Origin of the sequence: Ancylobacter sp. (assembly GCF_965229075.1) — a bacterium.
Lineage (GTDB): Bacteria > Pseudomonadota > Alphaproteobacteria > Rhizobiales > Xanthobacteraceae > Ancylobacter.
Map to the genome: position 1 here is coordinate 887,055 of NZ_CBDDIO010000001.1, position 21,174 is coordinate 908,228.

Consider the following 21,174-nt stretch of genomic DNA (forward strand, 5'->3'; position numbering starts at 1 on the left):
GGGCCTTGCGAAGATACTTTTTGATGTAGGCGAGGCTCCGTGCTGCGCCTAAAGCGACCGGGCGGCTAGTGGTCCAGTTGTAGCCAGCGCATTACCGCCCACAGCGATATCCGCTTTGCGCGGGTCGTTCGCCAAAACCCGCCAGTCCGCAAGCGGCCCCAAACTAGCCTTTCGTGGGCCCGCAGCGAGCTTCCGCTTCCGGCGTGCCCCAACCGTCGGCGCCTCCCACTCGGGGAGCAAGTCGCTCACACTCCGCCTTACGCGATGGCTAGCCCCAGCCGGTCCGTCGCGACTGGGTCAAGGCCGTAGCCGCGTGAGCGGTGGCGCGAAGCGCCAGCCTTGATGTGGCTGCGGCGGACCGGCCTACTGGTTCTTCGCGGAAGTTCTTTTCTTGTGAATGGCTTTGGTCGGCAGGCGGGGATGTCATCGATCGGCGATAGATTGCAGGCTTCCCGTTGACGTTGCCCGCATATCCGCATGGTTGCCCATATCACCCGCCGAGAGATGTACGATCTCGTTTGGGCCGAGCCGCTTGAGGCCGTCGCCGGCAAGCTCGGCATCTCGCATTGGCGGCTGCGGGACTTATGTGTCCAGCATCGCGTGCCGCTGCCGACAGCGGCCTATTGGCGTGACCGAGCGGCCGGCAAGAAGCCTAGGCAGACAATCTTTGCCTCCTCGGTTGATCCTGCTGTCGAACTCATCAGCCTCGATCCGACGAGCCCGTCAGATCCCGTCATCGAGGAGCGCCTCGAAAGCGCGCGCAAGGCAGCGATCGCACCGCGCCGGCTGATGAAGCCACGAGAGCCGAACACACGGACGATCGAGTGGAGCCGGATCGACAAACCCCACACGGCCGTATCGCTGACCGCCCATACGCTGCGCCGCGCCAAGCCGGATCATGACGGCATCATCGCGATTAGCGGGGAAGGCCTGCTGTCTATGCGACTGGGAGCCGGTTCGGTCGAGAGGGCGATCTTCATTCTCGACAGCATCGCGCGCGGGATGGAGGCGCGGGAAATTTACTGCACCCTCGCGGGCAAGCACGTCGAAGTGCGCCGGGGCGTCGACAAGGTTCCCTTCATCCTGGCGGAGACGATAAAGCGCCGAAAGCACGATCCGACGGTCGATGAGTTGAAGGCGGAGGAACGATATCGGCGCTCGGCTCGCTACCGTGATTGGGATTTCACCTACGAACGCCAATATCCCGAGTTCGATTATATCCCGACCGGTGAGCTGACGATCTCCATTGAAGCCTGGAGCATGGACCAGCGCCGACGCAACTGGCGGGACAACAGCCGTGCGACCCTGGAGGCCCAACTCGACTCTATCATCGAGGAACTCCATGGCTGGATCGATTACCGGCGTGATGACCGCCTCAAAGATGAGCGCAACGCACGCCTCCGCCGCCGCGCGGAGGAAAACCGGACGCGTACAGAGGCGCGCACGAAGCGCGAGGAGGAACGCGACGAACTGCTCGACGAGATCGTCGAGATGGGCCGCAAGGCCGAACAACTGCGCTCCTGGATCGCGTGGGCGGCGAATATCGAGGATGCCGAGACGCGGCGCATGCTGAGTTGGGCGCGCCAGCGCCTTAGCGAACTGGAGCGTGCGCTCGATCCCGCCTCGTTTGGCGATTGGCTGCGCGAGCGCAAGCTGTTCCCAGAGACCGATCCCTTCGCGCCGCTGCCGGCCGACCCCGATCTGGAGACACCGCCACCGCCGGGCAGCGAGGCCTAAAGCCCCAGGCCGCGATTGCGGCCAAGGCTCCACTCAACACCACCATCGCGAGAGACACCGGAGATGTGCCGGCCGATCTGTTTCTCCAGCACAGGCTGCCAGGGCACGAGCTGGAAGCCGAGCCCGTCGTCGATCATGGCGAAGCGCCCGCTGACCAGATTGACCGAGCCGGCGAGCCGGCCGGACACATATTCGCCCGGCTGGCTCGGGGTGTAGGCAAGGCCGCGCTCTGCCGCCATGGCACGGCCGACGCGGCCCACCTCGATGGCCTCAAGGCGGGCGAGGATGTCACGTGGCGCCCGGACGTTGCCGTTTTCCAGTCGAACGGCATGACCCTGATCGACCAGGCTCTGGCGGCGGCGCTCCAGCGCCGCGCTGACTTCGCCGCCAAAGCCGGCGTCGGAAAGCTCGGTGCGTTGGCGCGAGGCCAGTTCTCGGTCGAGCCAGGTGGCGCCATCACTGCCCACCTGCTGGTCAAGATCGACGGCAGAGAGCGTGCGCACCGCGAAGTCCTTCCTCGCGGTTCGTGCATCATGGGCAATGCCGCGCTCAGGCAGGTCCTCTGGGATCTTCCAATGGTCGGCGTCGATGCGCTCGACATGGCCGGCCCGGCGCAGCGCTTCCAGCCGCCGCACATGGGCGCGGAGGAAGGCATCTGGATCGCCGCGCTGCTGCTCGATCGCCGGGCGGGCCAGCTCCAGATGCTCGCTCGGCCGATATATGCCACCGCTCCTCTCGGCCATGGTGGCGATGTTGAGGTCCGCCGGACGTGGGTCTGATCCTGTCGGCAGCGGGTCGAGCGCGACGATGTGCCCTCGCTTGATATCGTCCAGCCGGGAGGAGTCGCTGGTCTCGACATGATGGGTGCGTCCGTCCACGCCATCGATGACCAGATAGAACCGCTCGCCCATCTCATCGCCCGCCAATCCCTTGTCGAGCACGCGGCCGACGAGGGCATGCGAGATGCGGCTGCCATGGGTGACGTACTGCGCGGCGCCGCGCTCTTCCGCGAGCCCGTGATCGGCCAGCGCGCGGTGCATAGTGCGCAGGACGTCTTCGCGCTCGCCCATGGCCCGGAGGGTGCTCTCGGCCCGCTCGGCAATGCTCCAGCGGCCCGGCTCGATCTCCTCGGCAATGCCGAAGCCCTCCAGCCGCTTTACCCGGTCGATGAGAACATGCCGGTTGGTTCGCACCAGGTAGGTCTCGCCAGCGTCCGGCCGCAGATCGAGGACACCATGCTCACGCTGCTCGGCGATCATCATTCGGTCCAGTCGGGTGAGACGGTCGGCGTCCACCTCATGGCGCAGCTTGTTCTGCAGTTCGACCTCGGTCTGCGGGCCGAGCTGCAGCGTCATCAGCTCGCTCGCCCGATGTCGTATGCCGTGGGCGATGTAGTCACCGGCGATGTTGAGGATGCGGCCATCGTCGAGCACGCCGCGCACGAGGATATGGCTGTGCGGGTGACCGGTGTTGTGATGATCGACAGCGATCCAGTCGAGCCTGGTTCCGAGGTCACTCTCCATGCGTTGCATCAGATCACGGGTGAAGCGCTTCAGGTCGCCGAGCTCGGCTGCATCCTCCGGCGCTACGATGAAGCGGAACTGGTGGCGATCCTCGCCACTCCGCTCGACGAAGGCCTTGGCGTCGACCTCGTCACCGAGGGCTGAGTATGCCCGGCCCTTCTCACCGTCGTGGGTTACACCGTCACGTTCGAGGTAGCGCAGATGCGCGCCCACTGCGCCGACCGACACCGCGCCGCGCAGCTTCGGGCCGCGACCGCCTTCCACCTTCCCGGCAAGCTTCACCACCCGTGCCTTGACCACGACGCGGCGCGAGCGGAACCGGCCTGACGCACCGCTCTGCCAGCCGCCGCTATCGCGCGGCAGCGACGCCATCGTCTTCGCGCCGCGGCCCCGTGCGTTGAACCGGCCGCTGCCGCCACCCTCGCCGGCGGACCCACTACCGATCCGCACACCGCCACCGGCATGGCGCGCGGCGATCAGGGCCTGCTGGACGAACGGCAGTTCGTGCGTCTTCAGACGCGTCCCCCGGCTTCGGGGACGGCCCGGTTTGATGCGGAAATCATCGTCGTTGCGACGTGTCATGACCGCAGGTTTGGCCGCGCAAACGCTTCCCGCAAGTCGAAATTCAACTGATCAAAGTATAGCGTTGAAACGTCGGCTATGGCGTGCCAGTGGCGGAGCACACATTGCACGTGCAAACGAAAATGATAGCTGTGTCAACCACTTGAACAACGTCAGCGCGAATCAGCACCTTCAAAACTGCAACTGAGACTCGTTTTCCGAACGGAAAACAACGTGCAGACAACATCTTACGGGCACAGCCCGCGCGGATTGAAAATCCGCTTTATCTTGCCATCAATCCCTTCTAACCTGCCGCGATCGCACATAAACTAACAAAGCATGTAGAACATACTACGAAGGAGCAAGCGAGCAACGCTGGCGGCGGCCCTAGCCAACCTATGACGCGCTAACGCCGCCCCGGCTGCTACAGCCGGCCTGGTAGGGTGACTATCGATGATGCCGCGAGTTGGCGGTCAGAAGGCCGATTAGGCCGCAGTCGCGCTGCCGTCGAACCTGCACTGAAGATACCAATCAGCGTCCGCTGCCGTGCAGAAACGCTGCAACGAACCTGCCGTCGAGCTGCGTTGATCCCGCAGTTTATTCACACGTCTGCTGCGGCTGATGCGGCGTCAGTCGGACGCTGACGGCTTACGAAAGCGGACACCTATCCCACCGTCAAACTCGGAAATGAACTCGATGCCGGCGCGCTCCAGGGCGCTGCGGAGCTTGTCGTTCGTCCTTCGACGTCCGCCTAGCTTTCCGTCTTCAGCTTCCAATCGTGCAAGCGTCGGTTCGGACACATCTGCCGCCCTCGCCAAGTCGGCCTGCGACCAACCCAACAGCGCTCGGGCCGCCTTCACTTGTCGCGTCGTGATGAGCTCAGGTCCCGGTTCTTCATCCTGAGTTGACACGAGTCGGGCCCTATTTGATATTATTTCTATCGTTTCGACGGCCGGACTAAGTGCGGTAACACTCAGCCCGGCCTGACCACAACCCAAGCTGCTTGGAGCTCGGATCATGGCTGATTCTGAGATTAGCACGAGTCTGTCCCGGCCATCCCGGAGGGACATTCTCTCTGCCGCCCTGCTGACGGTCGGCGGCTCTTCCTTCAACAGTTCGGCTGCCGCCGCACCGCTGGATGACAGCGAAACGGATGCCACTGTGCTCGCGTGGAAAACGTGGCGCGCCGCGCATCGGCGCACGCTCGCCCTTTGCCGAAAGCAGCAGCGCCTGGAGTCCAAACTCGCGCGGACGATCGGCTTTCCGCAGGCGGTTCTTACTGCGGCCGAGTTGCCGTCCCCGATGCGGGTGAGCTCTCTGCGGCAGTTCGACGAGCTTGCGGCCGATGTGCCGTCGCTTCGCACTCGGCGCGCCGAAGTCGCGGAGGCGCTGCGCGCACATCAGCAGCGCTGGGACGACGCGGATCGCGCCATCGGCTACTCCATCGCCCGGCAGGAAGAGGCGGCGGCGTCCGCCGAGGAAGAGCAACTGAATGCGAAGCTCTTTGCGGCAGACGCCACGTCTCTGCGTGGCCTCTCCGCGAAGCTCGACGTGCTGATCGCCGTCGGCGCTGACGGAGCCGAGGGGCGGCATTTCCCGTGGCCCGAGCTGCGACGCATCCGCAGGGATGTTGCACGACTAGTGCAGTTGCAGCCGCAACGGGAAGCCACCTTCACTGCTTGACGCAGTGCTCGCGCCAGCGCCGGGAGGGCGGACGCTCGTCCGCCCGTTCCGGGGCGACGGCCCCTCCGCTTTGGTTGACGCTTCTCACTATCATCGTGGGTGCGGAGGTCCCTCGGTTGGGCGCTGGAGGACATCGACGCGACCGCATCCGGATGGAGGTGTCGAACCCACGTTCGCTGCTCGATCTGGCGCTGGCCGGCGCCTGGCAGGTCGTGCTGCCGTGCTTCGTCGGCGCTGCGCATCAGAGCCTGATCAGGACGGGGCCGGTGATCGAGGAAATCTCCCACGACCAATGGCTAGTCGTTCATGGTGAGGACCGGAATAGGCGCGGTGTGCGCGAGACAATCGACGCCATCGCCCGTCTGATCGCTGCAAATCGCGCTCTGTTCGCTCCAATGCAGGACGCCTGATGGCATAATGCGCCAGAAACAGAACGTTCGACGACTGCGAATGGCCGTTTCGGGGCCGTATCCAGACGGTCCTCTCTCGGGTGTCGCGGGTCGGATAGCCTCCATTGAAAGCGAGCTGATCTCGATGACGGCTTACGACCCCATTTCGGTCCTTCAGTTCGCTTCGACACTTCACCGGAAGCGGACGCAACAATGTGATGCCTCACAACTCGAGATCGTCAAGCTTTGAAAAGCTCGCGGTGCATCTCTACAAATTCTGTTCGGCTAAGCCTATTGGTCGCGTTTATATCAATCTCCAGGTAATTTTGCCTCACAAAGGATACCAGCTTCCTGATATCCTCTTTCAATAGGTCGCGTGCAGTAGCTATGGCCTCATAGGCCTTTTCTTCTTCTTGGCGCGTCTCGTTGTCGTAAGAGGTGCCGCCAAAGACTAGGCGCATCCAGCTTGCCGTTTCCCGATAAAATCGATCGTAAGAAACCGTTTGGTGCAGGTGCAACTGTAAGTCACGCATGATCGCTTCGAGCTCGGTGTCAAAAAGGCGAAACTCTGATGAGGCGACAACCTCGCTCAGACCATCTGAAATGTGAACCGCCTCCACATCCAGATAATCCGGTATTCGCTCAACATGAGCGTCCAAAGCGCTCGTGTTCATGTTTCTCATGAACCATCGAATGTTGCGCAAGTCCCGTTCTCTCTTGATTTCGCCTTCCGGTCTATTCTCCAACTCGCGGGGGCGTTTGGGATTTTCAGCGACGATTAATTTGAGTGCGTCGACCAAGAGTTGGGTCAGTAATTTCATGTCGGACTTATTGTTATAATCCGTTCGCACTGAAAATTGAGAGATTCTATGTCTGTCGAAATCAAACGGCAGTTCTTTGAGATCAGAGATGTCACTGTTGATCAACATGATCACCCGACTCCATCCCAAATGCGCTACTGCGAGACCCAACTCAAAAGTAACATTCGGGTTGGGGCATTTCTTGCCTTTCGCTGAGGTCACCACTGGTGTGATGTCGCCGATGAAGACGTCAGACTTCCGGATTTTTTCCGCGATTTCTCCGGGGATATAAGGAGATCCAGGCGAATTGCTGGTGGCCTCCGAAATATAAACATCAACATCACCGTCATCCATGGCATAGACCGCGCCTTTCAACGCTCTCCTTATTGGTTTCGTCGTGACCTTGCCTTCGAGGTCACTCTGCCATGAGAAAAAGACCTTTAACTTTTGATTCTCGGTCACTCTTAGGGTCCATGTTGTTACTCGCTCGATGGTTAATGTTCGTCGCTCTTAGCTCCAACGTCAATTCGCTGAGTCAGAGCTTTCCCTCGCCTTGCCGTTAGGCGTCATGAGGTGTCTAACCGTAAATCGTAAACACGGGTGGACGTCTCCACCGCTAGGGAACACCAAAGAAGCAATCGACGAGTGTCCGCACTTGTAATGGTTACGCTTGATAGTTGACTGACCGCTTCCCACCTTTTGCCGGTCATTGCCGCGGGCGTTAGCTCCGTTCATCCGGCTAATGTTCTCGATTTCCCACTTCAACGCATGGTTCGGTGTACCGATTTCCACTTTGTACGCGAACAAGGGGAATTTCATGTATTTCGAGATGTCGCGCGGTGGTCTATCAGATTACAACATGTTGACGGCCCAGAACATCTCCAACGCTCAGGAGATGTTGATATAAGAGTGCGTTCGAAGCAGCTTCTGGCGTGCAACCTATCGGCTTCCGATGAAGTCTATCAGCGTCGTCATTAGTTCAACCAAAATCTCCGGGCGAGCGCATGCGGGTGTCACTGCCCTCTTTCGCCAATCAGAATTGTGATATCCTGTCGCTGCTTTGGGGAAATCACAATGTGGCAAACTTGGGCCTACGCGGGTGCGGTTGTTGTTCTGCTTCTAGTCAACTGGAGATACCAGTTGCTCCGGCGCGGCTTCGATAGCATCGTCCGGCCCAAGAACCGCGACAGCACTACCAGCTTATATTGGTTGTTCGTGGCGGGCCTGATTGTCCTGGTCGCGGTGTTGGGGCTCGCCCTCTACCTCGAAGCCTGGAGATCTGGCAACGACCTCACGCTTGGGACCTTCGGGGACTTTGTGGGTGGCGTTGTAAACCCGGTTTTGACCTTCCTGACTTTCATGGGCCTGCTCATCACCATTTTGCTCCAGCAGAAAGGCCTAGCGGACGCCAAGAACGGCGCTAAAGAGGCAACTTTCTTCGAAATGCTGAACCTACACAACTCCATCGTCAACGCGATGGACGTGCACCGTAAGGACAGGGAAGTGATGCATGGCAGGGATTGCTTCCGGTATTTCGCCAAGCAGATCAAAGAAGGTTATGACAACAGCCTCAACCCCACCGAACGACAGAAGGCGCTGGATGGGCACGAGGCTCTCTGGACAGATTTCTCAGGCGATCTCGCGCACTATTACCGCTATCTATACAACCTCATCCGTTTCATTGATGAGAATTTTGACGACCGAATGCGGTATATCCGCATCCTGCGAGCGCTGATATCTAACGATGAGTTGGTCGTGCTATTTTATAACGGGCTCACGGACAGGGCGGACAAATTCAAGGCTTACATGGAAAGGTTCGCGCTGCTCGACAATCTGCCGCCAAATCGCTTGTTCCATCCGACCCACCAAACATTCTACGCTCCAGGCGCGTTTCATGAGGCTTAGAATGTTCTGGACGCTGCCGCGTTTGCCGCCCCACCGCCACTCGTGTCGCGCGAGCTGCGGCCGTCATGCGCTTAAGGTTGTCCTGCGCTAAACACGACTATCAGGCGAGCCAGCCAGTCGCTCTGCAGGTCACGGCGGTCTGGTAAGATGTCAGTTGTTGCGAATGGTTGAGCCTTGATTCGCAGTTTGCTCCCCGCATGGCCGATGACGGCGTCCGCGAGGCAACTGCGAGCCCGAACTCTGCGGCCGAGATCAGTGCGCATTGCTGTCGAAGTGCAGTGATCACCTGAATGGCCGCTTTCCCAAGTCTGCCGCCCAGAAGCGGTCAGGCAGGACTCCACCCCCAGCCGGTCATGGCCGCGGGAGATCCGCTACACCAGCGCAACGGCGCGATCGGGGCCGGAAGCTGACGGGCCGCTCTCGACATTTCGACTTGCCAAAGCGGACGTAAATTCGACCTCGCTTTCGATGCCATACTTATGGGGGTAACCAGCACGCTATCGCAACGATCGCAGCCACCCTGACAATATCGCTCCGTCTTATAGCGAAGCCGCGTCGCCTTTCTCCAATTGGTCCAAGAAGCTACGGTAGAGCTCAGGATCGATCGGGACATGAGCTTCACGCGCAAGCCACTCGTCGGGAAGACCAGCGATAGCCCGAAACCGCGGGCGAAAATCGCGTCTCCGGTCGGCATCAATCTCCTCAATTGCGCGTCTGGCGTGCTTCGACAGGCGATGTGGTATCCAAACCTCGCCGCGCTCGTTGATGATCGCGAGGAGCGATCGATGTGTGAACGCGCTAGTGTCGCCGGCTTTGCCGCTCGATTTGCCTCGGTGATATTTCTGCAGCTTCAACGCGACGACGAGGCGCTGATCCGTCGCCGTGAGGAACGACGTTAGCGCCGAGCGACTGACGAATATTCGAGAGCCGGCTTCGCTCCACGCTTGTTCGCCGCGCCCGCCCTCAGCGCCCCAAGCCTCCGCGTAGAATGCCTTGGCGTTTTCGATCCGCCATTCTCGGACGACCGGATCGCCTGGGGTTGCGCTCAACACCTGAACGGTGGCGCCTGTAGGGAACGGCCTGTCGAGCGCGGAGATGCAGCCATAGGGATCGTGACGATCCAGTTGCCGCTGCGTGTTGGGAGTTTCCGCCACCCACGCTTTGACGCTGTGACCTTCCTGTCCAAAGTGGCGAGCAATTTCCTCTTCGTCGTCCGGTAGCCAACGGAAAAATGGCTCGTCGGAAAGGAGGGTCATCACGGTCGAGCGGGCATCGCTCGCGTCTGCCGCGACGCTGCTAAGGGTCAGCGTCGTATCCGGGTCGATCGACCAGCGACCAGCGGCTGGAATCCAGTCAGATGCAATTTTTCCATCCCGTATGCCCAGAACCGGGGCCAGCAGGCGGATGTCTTCGCCGACCGGGCGTCGAGCAGCGCCGCTGTCCGACATCGGGACGTCCGTGTCCTTGGGAAGATCGAGCGGAAACGGATCGGTCAGGTCTGCAAGCCACAGCCCGTCATCGCGCGACAGGCGATATTCGTTGAGAAAAGCGCCCCAAGCGTCCCCGCTCCAATCTTCGCCAATGACCGGACGCTCGGCCAGGAGTTCACCTGCGACGAGCATAAGCGCATGCCAGCCGAGATAGCCTCCGTAAAGATCGCGATCGGGGACATAACCAGATGACCAGGTTTCGTTGTATTCGCTGCTGCGCGGGCATTCGTGCATCGCGCGTATGGAAGGGTCCCACCCGCGAACCCGGCGCCCAATGCGGTCTTCGATCTCCCAGCCGGGACATCCGAAGACCCGACAAAGGCCTTCGACTTGATACTTGTTAAAGTCGTAGTCCAAGTGGAATGGGTTGTCGGGACGGGGCGATATGTGCGGGCGCGAGACGTACCGAAACTCGGTATAGTCGGCTCGGGGAGCCTGCGGGTGTGGCGACACGTTCGTGGATGAGATTGAGGCCAGCATCTGCGCTTGCTCTGCAGACTCCAGCACTGGCGCGATCATGCCGAGAGCATCTTTTGCGAAGGAGCGCATGACGACATGGGGGAAGTCGATCGACATAGCGATCCGTTCGAGAAAATCTCGGTGCTGCACCAAAGATGCAGGAGAATCCTTGGCAATTCGGGCGAGAGCGATCAGTAACCAAAGCCGTGAATGCAGCGTGTAGAATGGCAATTTTGCGTCGGTGAAGGGCGAGCCCGCTCTATCGTCAAAGCGCTCGATCAGCTTGCCGATGATGTCGTACCGCCCAGTTTCAGCCATGCGCCGCACGGCATGCGCGGCGCGCCACCGCATTCCCGCGACGGGATGACCGAGCCTTACCGATAAAAGGCCAACTATCAGATCCGTCTCATCATTCGGGACTGCGAGAGACGAATTCCAAGGGCCATCGCCAACTTCATCCGGCAACTTCACCGCGCTTTTCGCGAGGAATCGCTCAAGACCCTCGGCGATCGCCTCATTGCTGACGTCAGCAGCGAGCCGGGCCGCCAGCGCCAGCCATGCATTGCCACCAAGATTTCCGGCGTCGCTGCGCAGCCCCGCCACGACGTGCTCGACCAGAGCAACCCGGCCAGCCAGGAAATACCGTTCAAGTCCTCGCCACCCGCCCCACGCGTCCGTGCTGGAGCTAGCCAGTTCAGCCGCGTGTTTTGAAGCCAAACGCAGCCCGAGCTCCGGTAGCGCATCGCGCATGGCTGCCGATGATGCGCTCCAGCCTTCGAGGTGGTTGTCCAGCGCGCTTATCTTGTCGGCCAGCGACGCGGCCGTGGCTTCAACGACGGCGCGAACGAATCCAAGACGCTCCGCTGGGGTGGCCGTCCGTTGTGCAAGGGCGAGCAATGTGCGCACCGGCCATCGACGTCCGGTTTGGTCGACTTCCTCGCTGAGTATCCGACGGTCAATCTCATCCGGGTCGTTGAGATCGACCGGGAAGGGCTGTGCCTCAGGTTCCGGCCGAGCGGGGGCCACGGCAGGGCTAAGATCGTCTCGCGGGCCGAGGCGAGACAGAAGTCCTTCGATCCGAATTCGAGCTGCCGAGGCCTTGGGCAGACGTTCGGTTGCGAGGCGAGCGAGGCCTTCAACCGTATCGCGCGCCGGGGTCAATTGGTCGTCTCGATCGATCTCGACCAAAAGGAGGTTGAAGAACCATTCGTGGCGCTCCTGAGGGAGTTGCTTGACCACCTCAGTCGCAAAATCCGAGATATTCCAAGTCCAAGCCTCTCCCGGCGGGGCCAATCCGAAAAGCGCCGCTGCCGTTTCGGGCGAAAGCTTCGATTGCCGCACTAGGACGGTGAGCGCGGGACCGAGCGAGAGTCTCAGGCGCGCAACGTCACGATCATCCAGACGGTTGATCATCGCCAGCGTTGCCCGACCGGCAATGGGCACCATCGTGTTCGCATACTCGATCCACGGAAAACGACCGTCTTCGCCCTGGTTCAGTTCGAGGATGCGAGCGAGCGTGTGCGATGCCTCCGGAGACAGCTCGGCACCTTTGTAGTGCGCGGTAAGCTCCAACAGATGGTTCGTCCGGTCGAAATCGTCGGATCCGATAGCTTCCGCAAGATCGAGTGCCCGGCGAAAGTATGCCGCGGCCTCCTCGGTGCTTACCCGCCATACGGCGCGGGCAAGGCCGCCGTAGGCCGTAACCCGGGACCCGACATCGGTGTCGAGTTGGATCTTTCTAGCGACATGAGAGGCGAGGACGAGAGCTGCATCGTGACATTGAGGTACACGGGACAACCGTGCGACGAAGTCGGTGAGTTCCGGTGTGAAGAGTCCGGGCGCGGTTGCGAGCCAATCGACCATCTGTTTGACGAGGGCAACGTCGAATGCTCCCAGCGCGTCAGCCAAATAGAAGACCGCCCGAAAACCGATCCTGGCGAGATAGGCTTTACCGTCGCGATACGGATAATTCGATGACTTCTCGACGTCGGTGATTACACGATTAACCGCTAGGGCGAGCATCTCGGAACGCGTCGTTCGAAGCGGCGGGCGAATGATGTTTGCCAAGTCCTGCGCAAATGGCAACAACGGCATGATCCGGCCGCTGAGCGCGCGTGAATAGTTGGACCGCTTCTCGCCATTCAGGCTATCGCGACGCCGCCTCTGACGCCGACCAGGTTCGTATTTCGGTTCCGCCAGCCTTCGCTCCAGCGCACGAGCAAACGCCGCGGGTCCGCGCGTCCGCAAACTTCTGGGCACCAAGTCGATCAACTCGGCCGGGACGATGTCCAGCAGCGTGGCGGGCCGACCTCGCAGAGCGGATCGCACGCCTGCGGCAAGCACCGCTACATCAACGGTCCGGTCGATCGGGAAATAGCTCGAATAGTCATGGATCGATTGAACTTTGAACCCGGCGCCGGCGAGGAGCAGCGAGGCTTCATGATCGAGCCCGACATCGGCGGCGCGGGCCGATGCAAGAACGCTTGCCATCGCCAGGCTGCCGTCATCTCCCGTGGGGGCTGGAGCAGAAGCCATCGCGGCGACCAGCTTCTTATCACGGGTGGCGTCGCGGTCACCGAATTTGAGCGCGGCGGCAAACAGGGCACGGGATGGGAGCGTACACCGCGCCAGACGGGCGAGGACACGGGAGGTGGGCGGATGACTGGAGAGACAATGACGTTCCAACAGGTCGAACAAGTCGCTGAACTTTGCGTAGGCCGCTCCGTCTTCGCGACGAGCGAAAAACTCAGCGACCCGTACGTCGTTGCCCAACAGCATCTCGACATAGGCAAAGCCGATGTCATCCCACTCTCGCGACGCATTCGTGTTGCTGAACCGCGTGGTACGTTGCGAGCGCGCGGCCCAATTGTGCCAGTCGATAGATCGACGGGCATGCCGGCGGGCTTCATCGTGATCGCCGGCGAACGCGTTTGCCAACGCCAGCGCCGCGTGCTTTCCTCCCGGCCAGCCGACATAAGTTGTCGCAAGTCTGCGCAAAGCCTCCGGATCGCCGGATACCGCAGCAAGATCGGGATGCTCGTAGAGAAAGCGGTCCGATCGTTCATGGCCGGCCGCGACCAGCGAGGCCTCGAGCAGCAGGCGAAACAGATCGTCGCGGCGCCCAAGGTCTCCCGCTAGCGTAATCGCTGCTGTGATGCGGGCCAGTCGAATGTCGCGGACACTGACCTGCGAGGCGCCGGTCGGAACACGCAGACTATAGGCCAGTTCGATGAGCTGATCTGCATCGCGAAACGAGGTCAGCAATGCCGGCAACGCCCTCGCTGCGTAGTTCGATGAAACCTGACGCTCTTGCAAGGCCGCGATGACACGGTCTCGGCCAGTGTGGTCGCTACCGTATGTCGTTCGGATCAAGGTTTCGGTCGGCTCATCGCGGAACATCAGGCCGTGCGGCGTTCGTTCGAGCAGTGGCGCCAAGTCGGCAGCGAAGCTTTCCACCTGCTCGGCGATCAAACCGTGCGCCGCAGCGAGCTCTTCAATTGGCACGGGCGGCGCAAGCAAGGCTATCCCGGTAAGCAAGAGATCGATGTCAGCATCGCTCGCGCCCCGAGCGCGGGCCGTTTCTCGGGCGTCTTCCAGTCGCTTTCGCAAGAGCGCGTCCAAAAGATCGCCAGGTTCGGTCGGAGAATCCGGGAACGAAATCGGGTCGAAAGGCCGACCCGCCACAATGAGACTATCCAGGCAGCGGGGATTGCGGCCCGACCGCGTCAACAGCGCAGCGATTTCAGCTTGAGAGCAATCGGTCGCTCGGCTCGCGATTAGGGTGCGAGCCTCGAAATCCGTAAACAGCGGTATTGGAAATTTCCGATGGAAGCTACCGCCCGTTGCGAGAGCAAGCCGCTCAGTCCGGCAAGAAGCAATGATCCGGACGCCATCGATCGGAGTTGTGCTGATGCTGCGCAGAAGCAGGTGGGCAAAAGATTGAGTGGCTGTCTCCTGTGCAGCGAGCCCGGCGTGATCGATGGCGTCCAGTACCAAGGATAAATGGGCGTCCTGGCGCGTGTTGCGCGCGGAAGCGACTGATTGTGCAAGGCGTCGGCGGAATGCCTTCAGCAGTACCGTGACGTCGGCAATGGGCAGAAGGATGTCGCAGAGGCCATCTCCCGCCAGCAAATTTGCCAAGTGAACCAAGGTTCGCTCGGGGAGGTGGCGGTTGTCCGAGGGATCTCGCCACCGGCCGGCACCGAAACCGTCGAACAGGACGACTGGCCCATCAGCTTTGAGCTGCTCGGCCAAGCCCTGCATCAACACCGTCTTGCCCATCCCCCCTGCCGCATGCACGACAAGCGGAAAGCCAGGTTGGCGCGCGAGCTGCAACACGTCGGCCATGACCTCCCGCTGGACCATTTCCCCAATATCGGGAAACGCGTCGGGCGTCGGATACAACCTCTCCTCGTCCTCCACCTCGAGTTCAGCCAAGACGGCAATCCGATCGATTCGCTTGTCCGCCTCGCTGCCCGGACCGGCTTTGAGCCTGATCAGATTCCGCAGCTTGAGCAGTCGCTTTTCTGCATCTGGATCGCCGGGCTCGCCCCAGGATGCAAGGGTCGCGGAAATCCCGCGTTCGGCGTCGACCAGGCTACCCTTGCTGCCAACCAGCTCCAGTCGTTGAAGCAATTCGGCTTGCGAATGCGGGTATTCGCGCAGGGCTTCCGCGATCTGGCTCGCTTGACGGGCCACGTCGTGCTCAGGTTCCGAACCGGTAAGGAGGGCCGATATGGCCTTGCCAAGGTTGGCGTGGATGGGCCGGTTGGTCGCGAACTCGTACCTGACCACTTCCACGACATGGCGGTCACCATGGGCGACTCGCAGTTCAGCGTCCGAAGCCGCAAATTTTCTCAGCGTGGAAGCGAGGTCGGACGCCCTCACCGCCTTATCGGCACTCGCGATCGAGTATTTGAACTGAACGACGATCACACGATGCGCGTGGGCGACATCGGTACCGCCATGATATCGGACCAGATCGGCAATCTCGACCGCACCCGTTCCTAGCTCTTGCTCGTCCTCCTCATCGAATCCCTCGAGGGTGATGCTGATAAGGTCGGTCGAAGGCGGAAGAAGTTCGAGAGCCGTGCGCGCAGCCCACGCCTCATGGTAAGCGTGTCCAGCCTTCGACGCTCGAACTTTGTCAAGCGCTATCGGCGTGACCGCCCCATCTTCGCGGTTATCTGTAATCGGCTGATCTGCCAATGGAGTGGTCCCGCCCTGAGCGCATCCTTCCAGGCTATACCGCTAGCATGGACTTCGCGAGGGGACGGATTTCACTATCCCCGCGGTTCGCGAGCACCCCATCATGGTGTTGCAGGATGCGAAGAGCATAAATCTCGGCGATGCGTGTTCCCGCGCTCCAAGCGGAAGCTCGTCCGCTTTTGGGGCGGCCGAGGCGCGGTCTCGAATGGCCGATTTGGCGGCGCAAAGCGGACGTCGCTGAAAGACGGCGAGGGACAGGTATGGGCCAACGCGCGTCATAGGGTTATAGCGAACACATAGTTCTCTTCTTGGTCGCTCGCGGCCCGCCATTTCGGCCTCGATCCGGCATCTCCGGCATTGCCGACCCGCCTTATGCGACCGATGATGCGCGTGGAGCGACGCGCCTTCCGGAGACGGCGCGGGCGTGGCGCGATGCGGCCTCCGCATGCCGTGACGGCGCGCAGCTGATCGCGCCGCAGTTCTGAACTTCCCGCCCGTTGTTCTCTGCCGGCGCGCCACATCGGTGATGTCGCGGCGCTGATTCGAGGTGGCCTGAGGGCCGGGGAGCCGCCGGTCGGGCTGGCGGCTCCGGTGCAATCGGCACCGTGCCGGCCGCGTTCATGCCGCTTCCGGCGCCGCGTGCACGGGACCCACCCGCCGCTCAGCCCATCAGGTCGATGATCCGGCGCAGGACCGCCGGGCGCTGGGCCATCACAGCCTTTTCCCAGCCATGCGCTTCGGCGAGGCGGGCGCGCAGGGCCGGGCCCTCGGCCCGCACCCGGTCGAGGGCGGCGTGGATGCCGGCCACCGTGGGGGGCGCGCCCGGCGCTGGGGTGAGTGGCACGGCGAGCCCCAGCGCCTGGCAGCGGGCGGCGAGCTGCGGCTGATCGCCGAAGAACGGCACGGAGAGCATCGGCACTTCGTGGATGATGGCCTCGTGCGTCGAGTTGAGGCCGTTATGGCAGACGAAGGCGGTGGCGTGGCGCAGCACTGCGGTCTGGTCCACCGCCGGCTCGACCCGGACATTGGGGCGGGTGAGCCGTTCGATATCCGCCGGGGTCACCTGCTTGCCGCCCAGCGTGATCAGCCCGCGCGCGCTCGGATAGGTGGCCAGCGCATCGGCGACGGTCTCCAGCACCATCATCGCCAGATCCGGGCACTCCAGCCACACCGCCGTGCCGAGCCCGGCATAGACCTTGAGGCCGTTTTCCGCGCCGGGGCCGAAGGGATCGGGCGTGGTTGGTCCGGCATGGTCGGCCGGCCAGTAGGAGCCGAAGAAGGCGAGCGGTTCGAACGGTGCCCGCTCCTCCGGCAGCAGGAATTCGGGCGGCTCTGAATAGATGTTGAGGTCCGCGCCATCATCGATGAAGAACGAGAAGGGCGAGGCGTCGGCGACGCCGTGGCGCGTGCGTAGCGTCTCCACCGCCGCCTGGCAGGCGTCGGAAATGTGCAGCCCGGGATGCGCGCGCAGGGCGGCCAGCGCCCGCTCCGGCTGGAGGTTGTGGCCGGCCCGCATATTGACCCGGGGCACCTTCAGGTGAAAGGCGGCGATCCGGCCCAGCACGGCGAAGGTGTCGTGAAGAATGAGGCTAGGCTCCAGCGGCGCGATCTCCCGCACCACGTCCTCGCCCCAATAGCCGGCGAAGCTGACCGCACGCAGCGCCATCGGTGTCGAGGTGCTGTCGGGCGTCATCATCGGGCGGTTGGCATAGAGGTCGATGAACCGCGCGCCGGTGCGCTCGATTTCCGGTTGCGCCCAGGCATGGGCGAAGAAATCGACCGGGATGCCCTGCTCGCACAGGCCGGCGACAAGCGGCAGCATGCGGTTCACATGGCCCTGACCGGGAACGGTGAAGGCGACGACACGACGCTTCTTAATCATGGTTTCAGGCTCTCGGGCAGGGGATCGGCTGCGGCGATCCCGATCAGGCATTGGATGGGTTCGGCGAGGGTCGGGTCGGCCATGCGCAGGCGAAGCCGGGCGCTGAGGGCCACCGCGGCGATCCGCCAGAACGCTTGATCGGCGAGCGCCTCCGCCTGGCCGCCCGCGCCGGTATAGGTGTAGCAAAATACCTGCCATTGAGCGGTATCAAAATCCTCCCGATAGAGGCCCCAGCGATACCAGCTGCGCGCCAGGTCCATGCCGGGCGGGCCGATGCGGAAATGCTCGTTATCGATCACATGCAGCCGGCCGGCCGGATCGACGACCATGTTCTCGCCGCAGAGATCCGTGTGGATCAGCGTCAGCCCGGCCGCGGCCGGTGCCGTGCGTCGCACCCGGTCGGCCAGCCGCGCGGCGATCCCCGCCGGCAGGGCGCCAGCCGCCGCCAGTTCCCCGAGATAGGCCAGCACCTCGTCCGCGATTGCGCCGAGCGGCGCGCGCATCGGCAGGGGCCGCCCGGCTGCCTCGGGCACGGCGTGCAGCTCTGCCAGGATCTGTGCCGCCGCTTGCAGATGCTCCGTTGCCGGCGCGCCGGCCGGCAGCGGGCGGCCCTCGATCCAGGCTTCAATGAGGATTTTGCCGAACCGGCCCAGCACCGGCGTGAAGGCCGGCGGCACTGCGCTGCGCAGCGCCTGTTGCTGCTGTGCCGCGGCCTCTGTTTCCAGCCGGCGCAGCTTGATCACCGTGCCGCCGTCGAGGTCGACGCGAAATGACGCCCGCGCATCGGTACGTTTCGCCTCGGGGTTCAGCGGAACGATCCGGCTGGCACGTGCCCCGAAATCGGCCAGGGCGGCCAGGATGTCTGTGTTCGCTTCCGTTTCCGTCATGCCGGCATCTCCACCGTGGCAAGGGCGTGCAGCCAGCACGTTGCCGGCTGGCGGTAGACATCCGGCCCCAGCCGGAATCGATAGACCGGAACTTGCGACACCAGCCGGCCCAGCTGGTCGCCGACCGGCGGCAGGGGCGAGGCGTCGCCCCGCATCAGCGCCGTGAAGAAGGTCGGCGCCTCGCCGCCGACGCGACCGCCATGCAGGCAGCCCGCCAGCTGCGTTGCCGCCGCCGCTTCCGGCAGCCGCTCCAGCACCCAGCCGTCCTGATCCTCGGCAATCTCCGGCAGCAAGATCGCCCGCAGCGGCGCGCGGGCGATCTGCGGCGCGCCCAGCCGTCCGGCGAGTCGCGCCAGCGTCAGCAGCAGGCCGGCGGGCTCGGGCGATGGCGAGCCCGGTGGGCCGGTGTCGGCTGGCCCGTCGAGACGCGGGAGCGGGGCAAAGGTCGCGGACGCTTCCCGCAGGCGGGGGAAGGTGTCGAGCGTGCCTTGCCGCAGGGCTGCCACGGTCGGAATGCCGCAGGCAACCGGCGGCGCGGCATCGAGATGCACGAAGACCCGGTCATTGGCGATCAGGGCGCCACCGCCGGAAAGCAGGGCGTGGCACAGCAGCGAGGTCTTGCCGGCCCGCTTGCGCCCCGTCAGCACGATGGCCTGACCGCCGACCGCGAACGCCGCCGCGTGCAGGTCGAGCACGCGGCCGGCGGCGGCCACGGCGCCGGTGAGCGCCTCGCGTATCATGCCCGCCAGAAACAGCTGCCCGGCATGGGCGCCCTCGGGCGCGATGACATCGACCCGGCGGCCGGTGACGACGAACTGGCAGCCGGTGAGCGGGTCGGCGAGCCGCCAGCCGGCGGTGCCGGCCCAGCGGTCGAAGGCCAGGGTGCGTGTCTCAAGGCGGATACACGGCGTCGGCTCCGGCTGCGGCCCATGTTGCCGCCTCTCGGTCCATTCATCCGTGAGTTCCCGCGCCCGGCGGTTCGAGCGGATCATGCGGACCTGCAGGGCGCCCGTTCCCGAGGCGGCCCGCCCACACCACGGTGTCAGGAACTCATCGAGCCATGCGCCGTCGGCGGGATCATTGCCGCACACGTCCACGCCCGCCGTGCCGGTGGCGTAGGTCGCCGACCAGGACGGGTCGAACCCATCGTCACACGCTGCTGTCACCGCCCGCCTCGCTGATGCGGCCGAGCCGCCGACGTGCATGCGTCTCCGGATGCGGCGGATCGGGCATGGGAACCTCGCCGCCGCGCAGCCAGAGCTCCAGCTTCTGCTGCTGCCGGGTCGGTTCATGTTCGAAGAAGATGAACCGGTCCCGCCCGCGTCGCCGCATCAGCCAGATCGTCGCATAGGCCACGCTGTCGCGGCCGTGCCGGGCCAGCATCAGCACCAGCCTGACCGGGTAAAGCAGCCGTACCCATGGATTGGCCGGCGCCAGTCCGAAGCGGGCTGCCAATTCGGCCTGCGGGATGAAGACGCGCTGGCAGATGGCCGCGGCCCGGTCGCGCCAGCTCGGACTGCGCCACAGGGTCCGCAGGGCCTCGCCCATATCCGGCGCGGGCTTGGCAGGGCCGGCGTTCGGGTCGGCGGACGGCCAGCGCCGCTGCGCCATGATCAGCGCCCTTCGGCGCATCTGCGCTTCCGCCGCCGCCGACAGGGGGACGAGATCGCCGGCGAGCGGCCGCAGCGGCCCGGCAGCCCCCTCCGGCAGGGGATAGCCCAGACGATCACGCACCAGCGCCAGCGTGAGCGCGGCGGATCTTGAGACTTGCCAGTTCCGGGCGAGTTGCCAGAAAAGCGGCCAGTCGAGCCGCTGCTTCTCCTGGTCGAGCAGCAGCGGTATGTCGCACAGGCTGAGCAGCTTCACCCCGAACAGATGGTTCAGGGCCGCGTGCATGCAGAGATGCAGCAGCGTGTCCTCGGGCGACAGCACGAGAACCTCGGCCCCGCAGATCCGCGCCGGCCGGGCCCGCTGCCAGAGACGGTCGAGATCGCTGGCGGGAAGATGGGTCGGCATCGCCAGATCGTAATGCAGCTCGATCGGCGGCCCGTGCGGATGCCAATAGCGCTCCAAATGGTGCAGGCCGGCATGCGCCTGCATCGAAGGCGTCTCGCCTTTCTGATGGAAGCCGCAGGCTTCGAGAATGCCGGCCGCCGCCGCCAGATCCTCGCGCCGGACCAGCAGGTCGACATCGGTCATCGGCCGTGCCGCGGCATCGGGATAGACAAGCTGCGACAGATACAGGCCCTTGAGGACGATGACCGGCAGGCCCGCAGCGGCAAAGGCCGCCAGGACCGGTGCCATCACCGTCTCGCTGCGCCGTGCCCGGGCCCGCGCGAACAGGTAAATCCGTTTGAAGCCGCGCCAGATGGGCGCCGGAACGCCGAGCGCCTCGCGATGCGGCGCCAGCGTCCGGTAGAGCAGCGGGGTGCACCAGTGCAGTGTGGCTTCGGCGAGGAGGGCTTCCCACTCCGCCGGCGACAGGCCCGCCAGAAATCGCCAATCGTCGCCCGGCCGCTGCCCGACCGCCCGGCACAACCGGCTCCAGGCGGCTCCCGTGCCAGTGGCGGGAGGTGCGAACAGCTGTTCCAGCTTCTGCCAATCCCGCGGCACGTCCGCTCGACTCCCTCGTGGCCGGTCGGCTCACCTC

The 21,174-nt window shown here is 63.5% G+C and carries 12 protein-coding genes; 4 read left to right on the forward strand and 8 right to left on the reverse strand.

Going from position 1 to position 21,174, the window contains the following annotated elements; genetic code table 11:
* Positions 1-477 precede the first annotated feature (477 nt).
* Entirely contained in the window at positions 478-1,737 is a 1,260-nt protein-coding gene (locus ACO07Z_RS04435; RefSeq protein ID WP_421697559.1) for a hypothetical protein, read from the forward strand.
* Here the strand turns inward: ACO07Z_RS04435 and ACO07Z_RS04440 are convergent.
* Together ACO07Z_RS04440 and ACO07Z_RS04445 are read right to left on the reverse strand one after the other, a co-directional pair.
* Positions 1,734-3,842 (reverse strand): DUF3363 domain-containing protein, encoded by a 2,109-nt coding sequence (locus ACO07Z_RS04440; protein WP_421697560.1) that lies wholly within the window; start codon positions 3,840-3,842, stop codon positions 1,734-1,736. The genes ACO07Z_RS04435 and ACO07Z_RS04440 overlap by 4 nt on opposite strands.
* 608 nt (positions 3,843-4,450) lie before the next feature.
* Complete coding sequence (locus tag ACO07Z_RS04445; protein WP_421697561.1) at positions 4,451-4,891, reverse strand: helix-turn-helix domain-containing protein; 441 nt, start codon at positions 4,889-4,891, stop codon at positions 4,451-4,453.
* Between ACO07Z_RS04445 and ACO07Z_RS04450 the strand changes: the two genes are divergently transcribed.
* Positions 4,839-5,504, forward strand: a complete 666-nt coding sequence (locus ACO07Z_RS04450; RefSeq protein ID WP_421697562.1) for a hypothetical protein — start codon at positions 4,839-4,841, stop codon at positions 5,502-5,504. The genes ACO07Z_RS04445 and ACO07Z_RS04450 overlap by 53 nt on opposite strands.
* A gap of 152 nt (positions 5,505-5,656) precedes the next feature.
* Positions 5,657-5,914, forward strand: coding sequence for a hypothetical protein (locus ACO07Z_RS04455; protein WP_421697563.1), 258 nt, complete (start codon positions 5,657-5,659; stop codon positions 5,912-5,914).
* 218 nt (positions 5,915-6,132) lie between these two features.
* Here the strand turns inward: ACO07Z_RS04455 and ACO07Z_RS04460 are convergent, their stop codons facing one another.
* Positions 6,133-7,155 carry a hypothetical protein gene (locus ACO07Z_RS04460; protein ID WP_421697564.1) on the reverse strand — a complete coding sequence of 341 codons (1,023 nt, stop codon included), beginning with the start codon at positions 7,153-7,155 and terminating at the stop codon, positions 6,133-6,135.
* A gap of 612 nt (positions 7,156-7,767) precedes the next feature.
* On the opposite strand from ACO07Z_RS04460, the gene ACO07Z_RS04465 reads away from it, so the two are divergent.
* Positions 7,768-8,598: a putative phage abortive infection protein gene (locus ACO07Z_RS04465; RefSeq protein ID WP_421697565.1), complete on the forward strand. Its 831-nt coding sequence runs from the start codon at positions 7,768-7,770 to the stop codon at positions 8,596-8,598.
* 539 nt (positions 8,599-9,137) lie between these two features.
* On the opposite strand, the gene ACO07Z_RS04470 is transcribed toward ACO07Z_RS04465, so the two are convergent.
* The 5 genes from ACO07Z_RS04470 to ACO07Z_RS04490 all read right to left on the reverse strand — a co-directional run bounded on the left by ACO07Z_RS04470 (position 9,138) and on the right by ACO07Z_RS04490 (position 21,062).
* Positions 9,138-15,755 carry a hypothetical protein gene (locus ACO07Z_RS04470; RefSeq protein WP_421697566.1) on the reverse strand — a complete coding sequence of 2,206 codons (6,618 nt, stop codon included), beginning with the start codon at positions 15,753-15,755 and terminating at the stop codon, positions 9,138-9,140.
* 661 nt (positions 15,756-16,416) lie between these two features.
* The gene (locus ACO07Z_RS04475; protein WP_421697567.1) at positions 16,417-17,637 is read right to left on the reverse strand and encodes a glycosyltransferase; all 1,221 of its coding nucleotides are present in this window, start codon (positions 17,635-17,637) and stop codon (positions 16,417-16,419) included.
* Positions 17,634-18,524, reverse strand: a complete 891-nt coding sequence (locus tag ACO07Z_RS04480; protein WP_421697568.1) for an aminoglycoside phosphotransferase family protein — start codon at positions 18,522-18,524, stop codon at positions 17,634-17,636. Before ACO07Z_RS04480 ends, ACO07Z_RS04475 begins: the two co-directional genes overlap by 4 nt.
* On the reverse strand, positions 18,521-19,690 hold the full coding sequence (locus tag ACO07Z_RS04485) for a hypothetical protein (protein WP_421697569.1): 1,170 nt from the start codon (positions 19,688-19,690) through the stop codon (positions 18,521-18,523). The genes ACO07Z_RS04480 and ACO07Z_RS04485 overlap by 4 nt, the downstream gene beginning before the upstream one ends.
* On the reverse strand, positions 19,674-21,062 hold the full coding sequence (locus ACO07Z_RS04490) for a nucleotidyltransferase domain-containing protein (RefSeq protein ID WP_421697570.1): 1,389 nt from the start codon (positions 21,060-21,062) through the stop codon (positions 19,674-19,676). Before ACO07Z_RS04490 ends, ACO07Z_RS04485 begins: the two co-directional genes overlap by 17 nt.
* Between the last annotated feature and the right edge of the window lie 112 nt (positions 21,063-21,174).

Coding starts and splice junctions, on each gene's coding strand:
- ACO07Z_RS04445 (WP_421697561.1), bottom strand. CDS start 4,891: ATGTCCCTCCGGGATGGCCGGGACAGACTCGTGCTAATCTCAGAATCA.
- ACO07Z_RS04465 (WP_421697565.1), top strand. CDS start 7,768: ATGTGGCAAACTTGGGCCTACGCGGGTGCGGTTGTTGTTCTGCTTCTA.
- ACO07Z_RS04475 (WP_421697567.1), bottom strand. CDS start 17,637: ATGATTAAGAAGCGTCGTGTCGTCGCCTTCACCGTTCCCGGTCAGGGC.
- ACO07Z_RS04435 (WP_421697559.1), top strand. CDS start 478: ATGGTTGCCCATATCACCCGCCGAGAGATGTACGATCTCGTTTGGGCC.
- ACO07Z_RS04440 (WP_421697560.1), bottom strand. CDS start 3,842: ATGACACGTCGCAACGACGATGATTTCCGCATCAAACCGGGCCGTCCC.
- ACO07Z_RS04455 (WP_421697563.1), top strand. CDS start 5,657: ATGGAGGTGTCGAACCCACGTTCGCTGCTCGATCTGGCGCTGGCCGGC.
- ACO07Z_RS04450 (WP_421697562.1), top strand. CDS start 4,839: ATGGCTGATTCTGAGATTAGCACGAGTCTGTCCCGGCCATCCCGGAGG.
- ACO07Z_RS04480 (WP_421697568.1), bottom strand. CDS start 18,524: ATGACGGAAACGGAAGCGAACACAGACATCCTGGCCGCCCTGGCCGAT.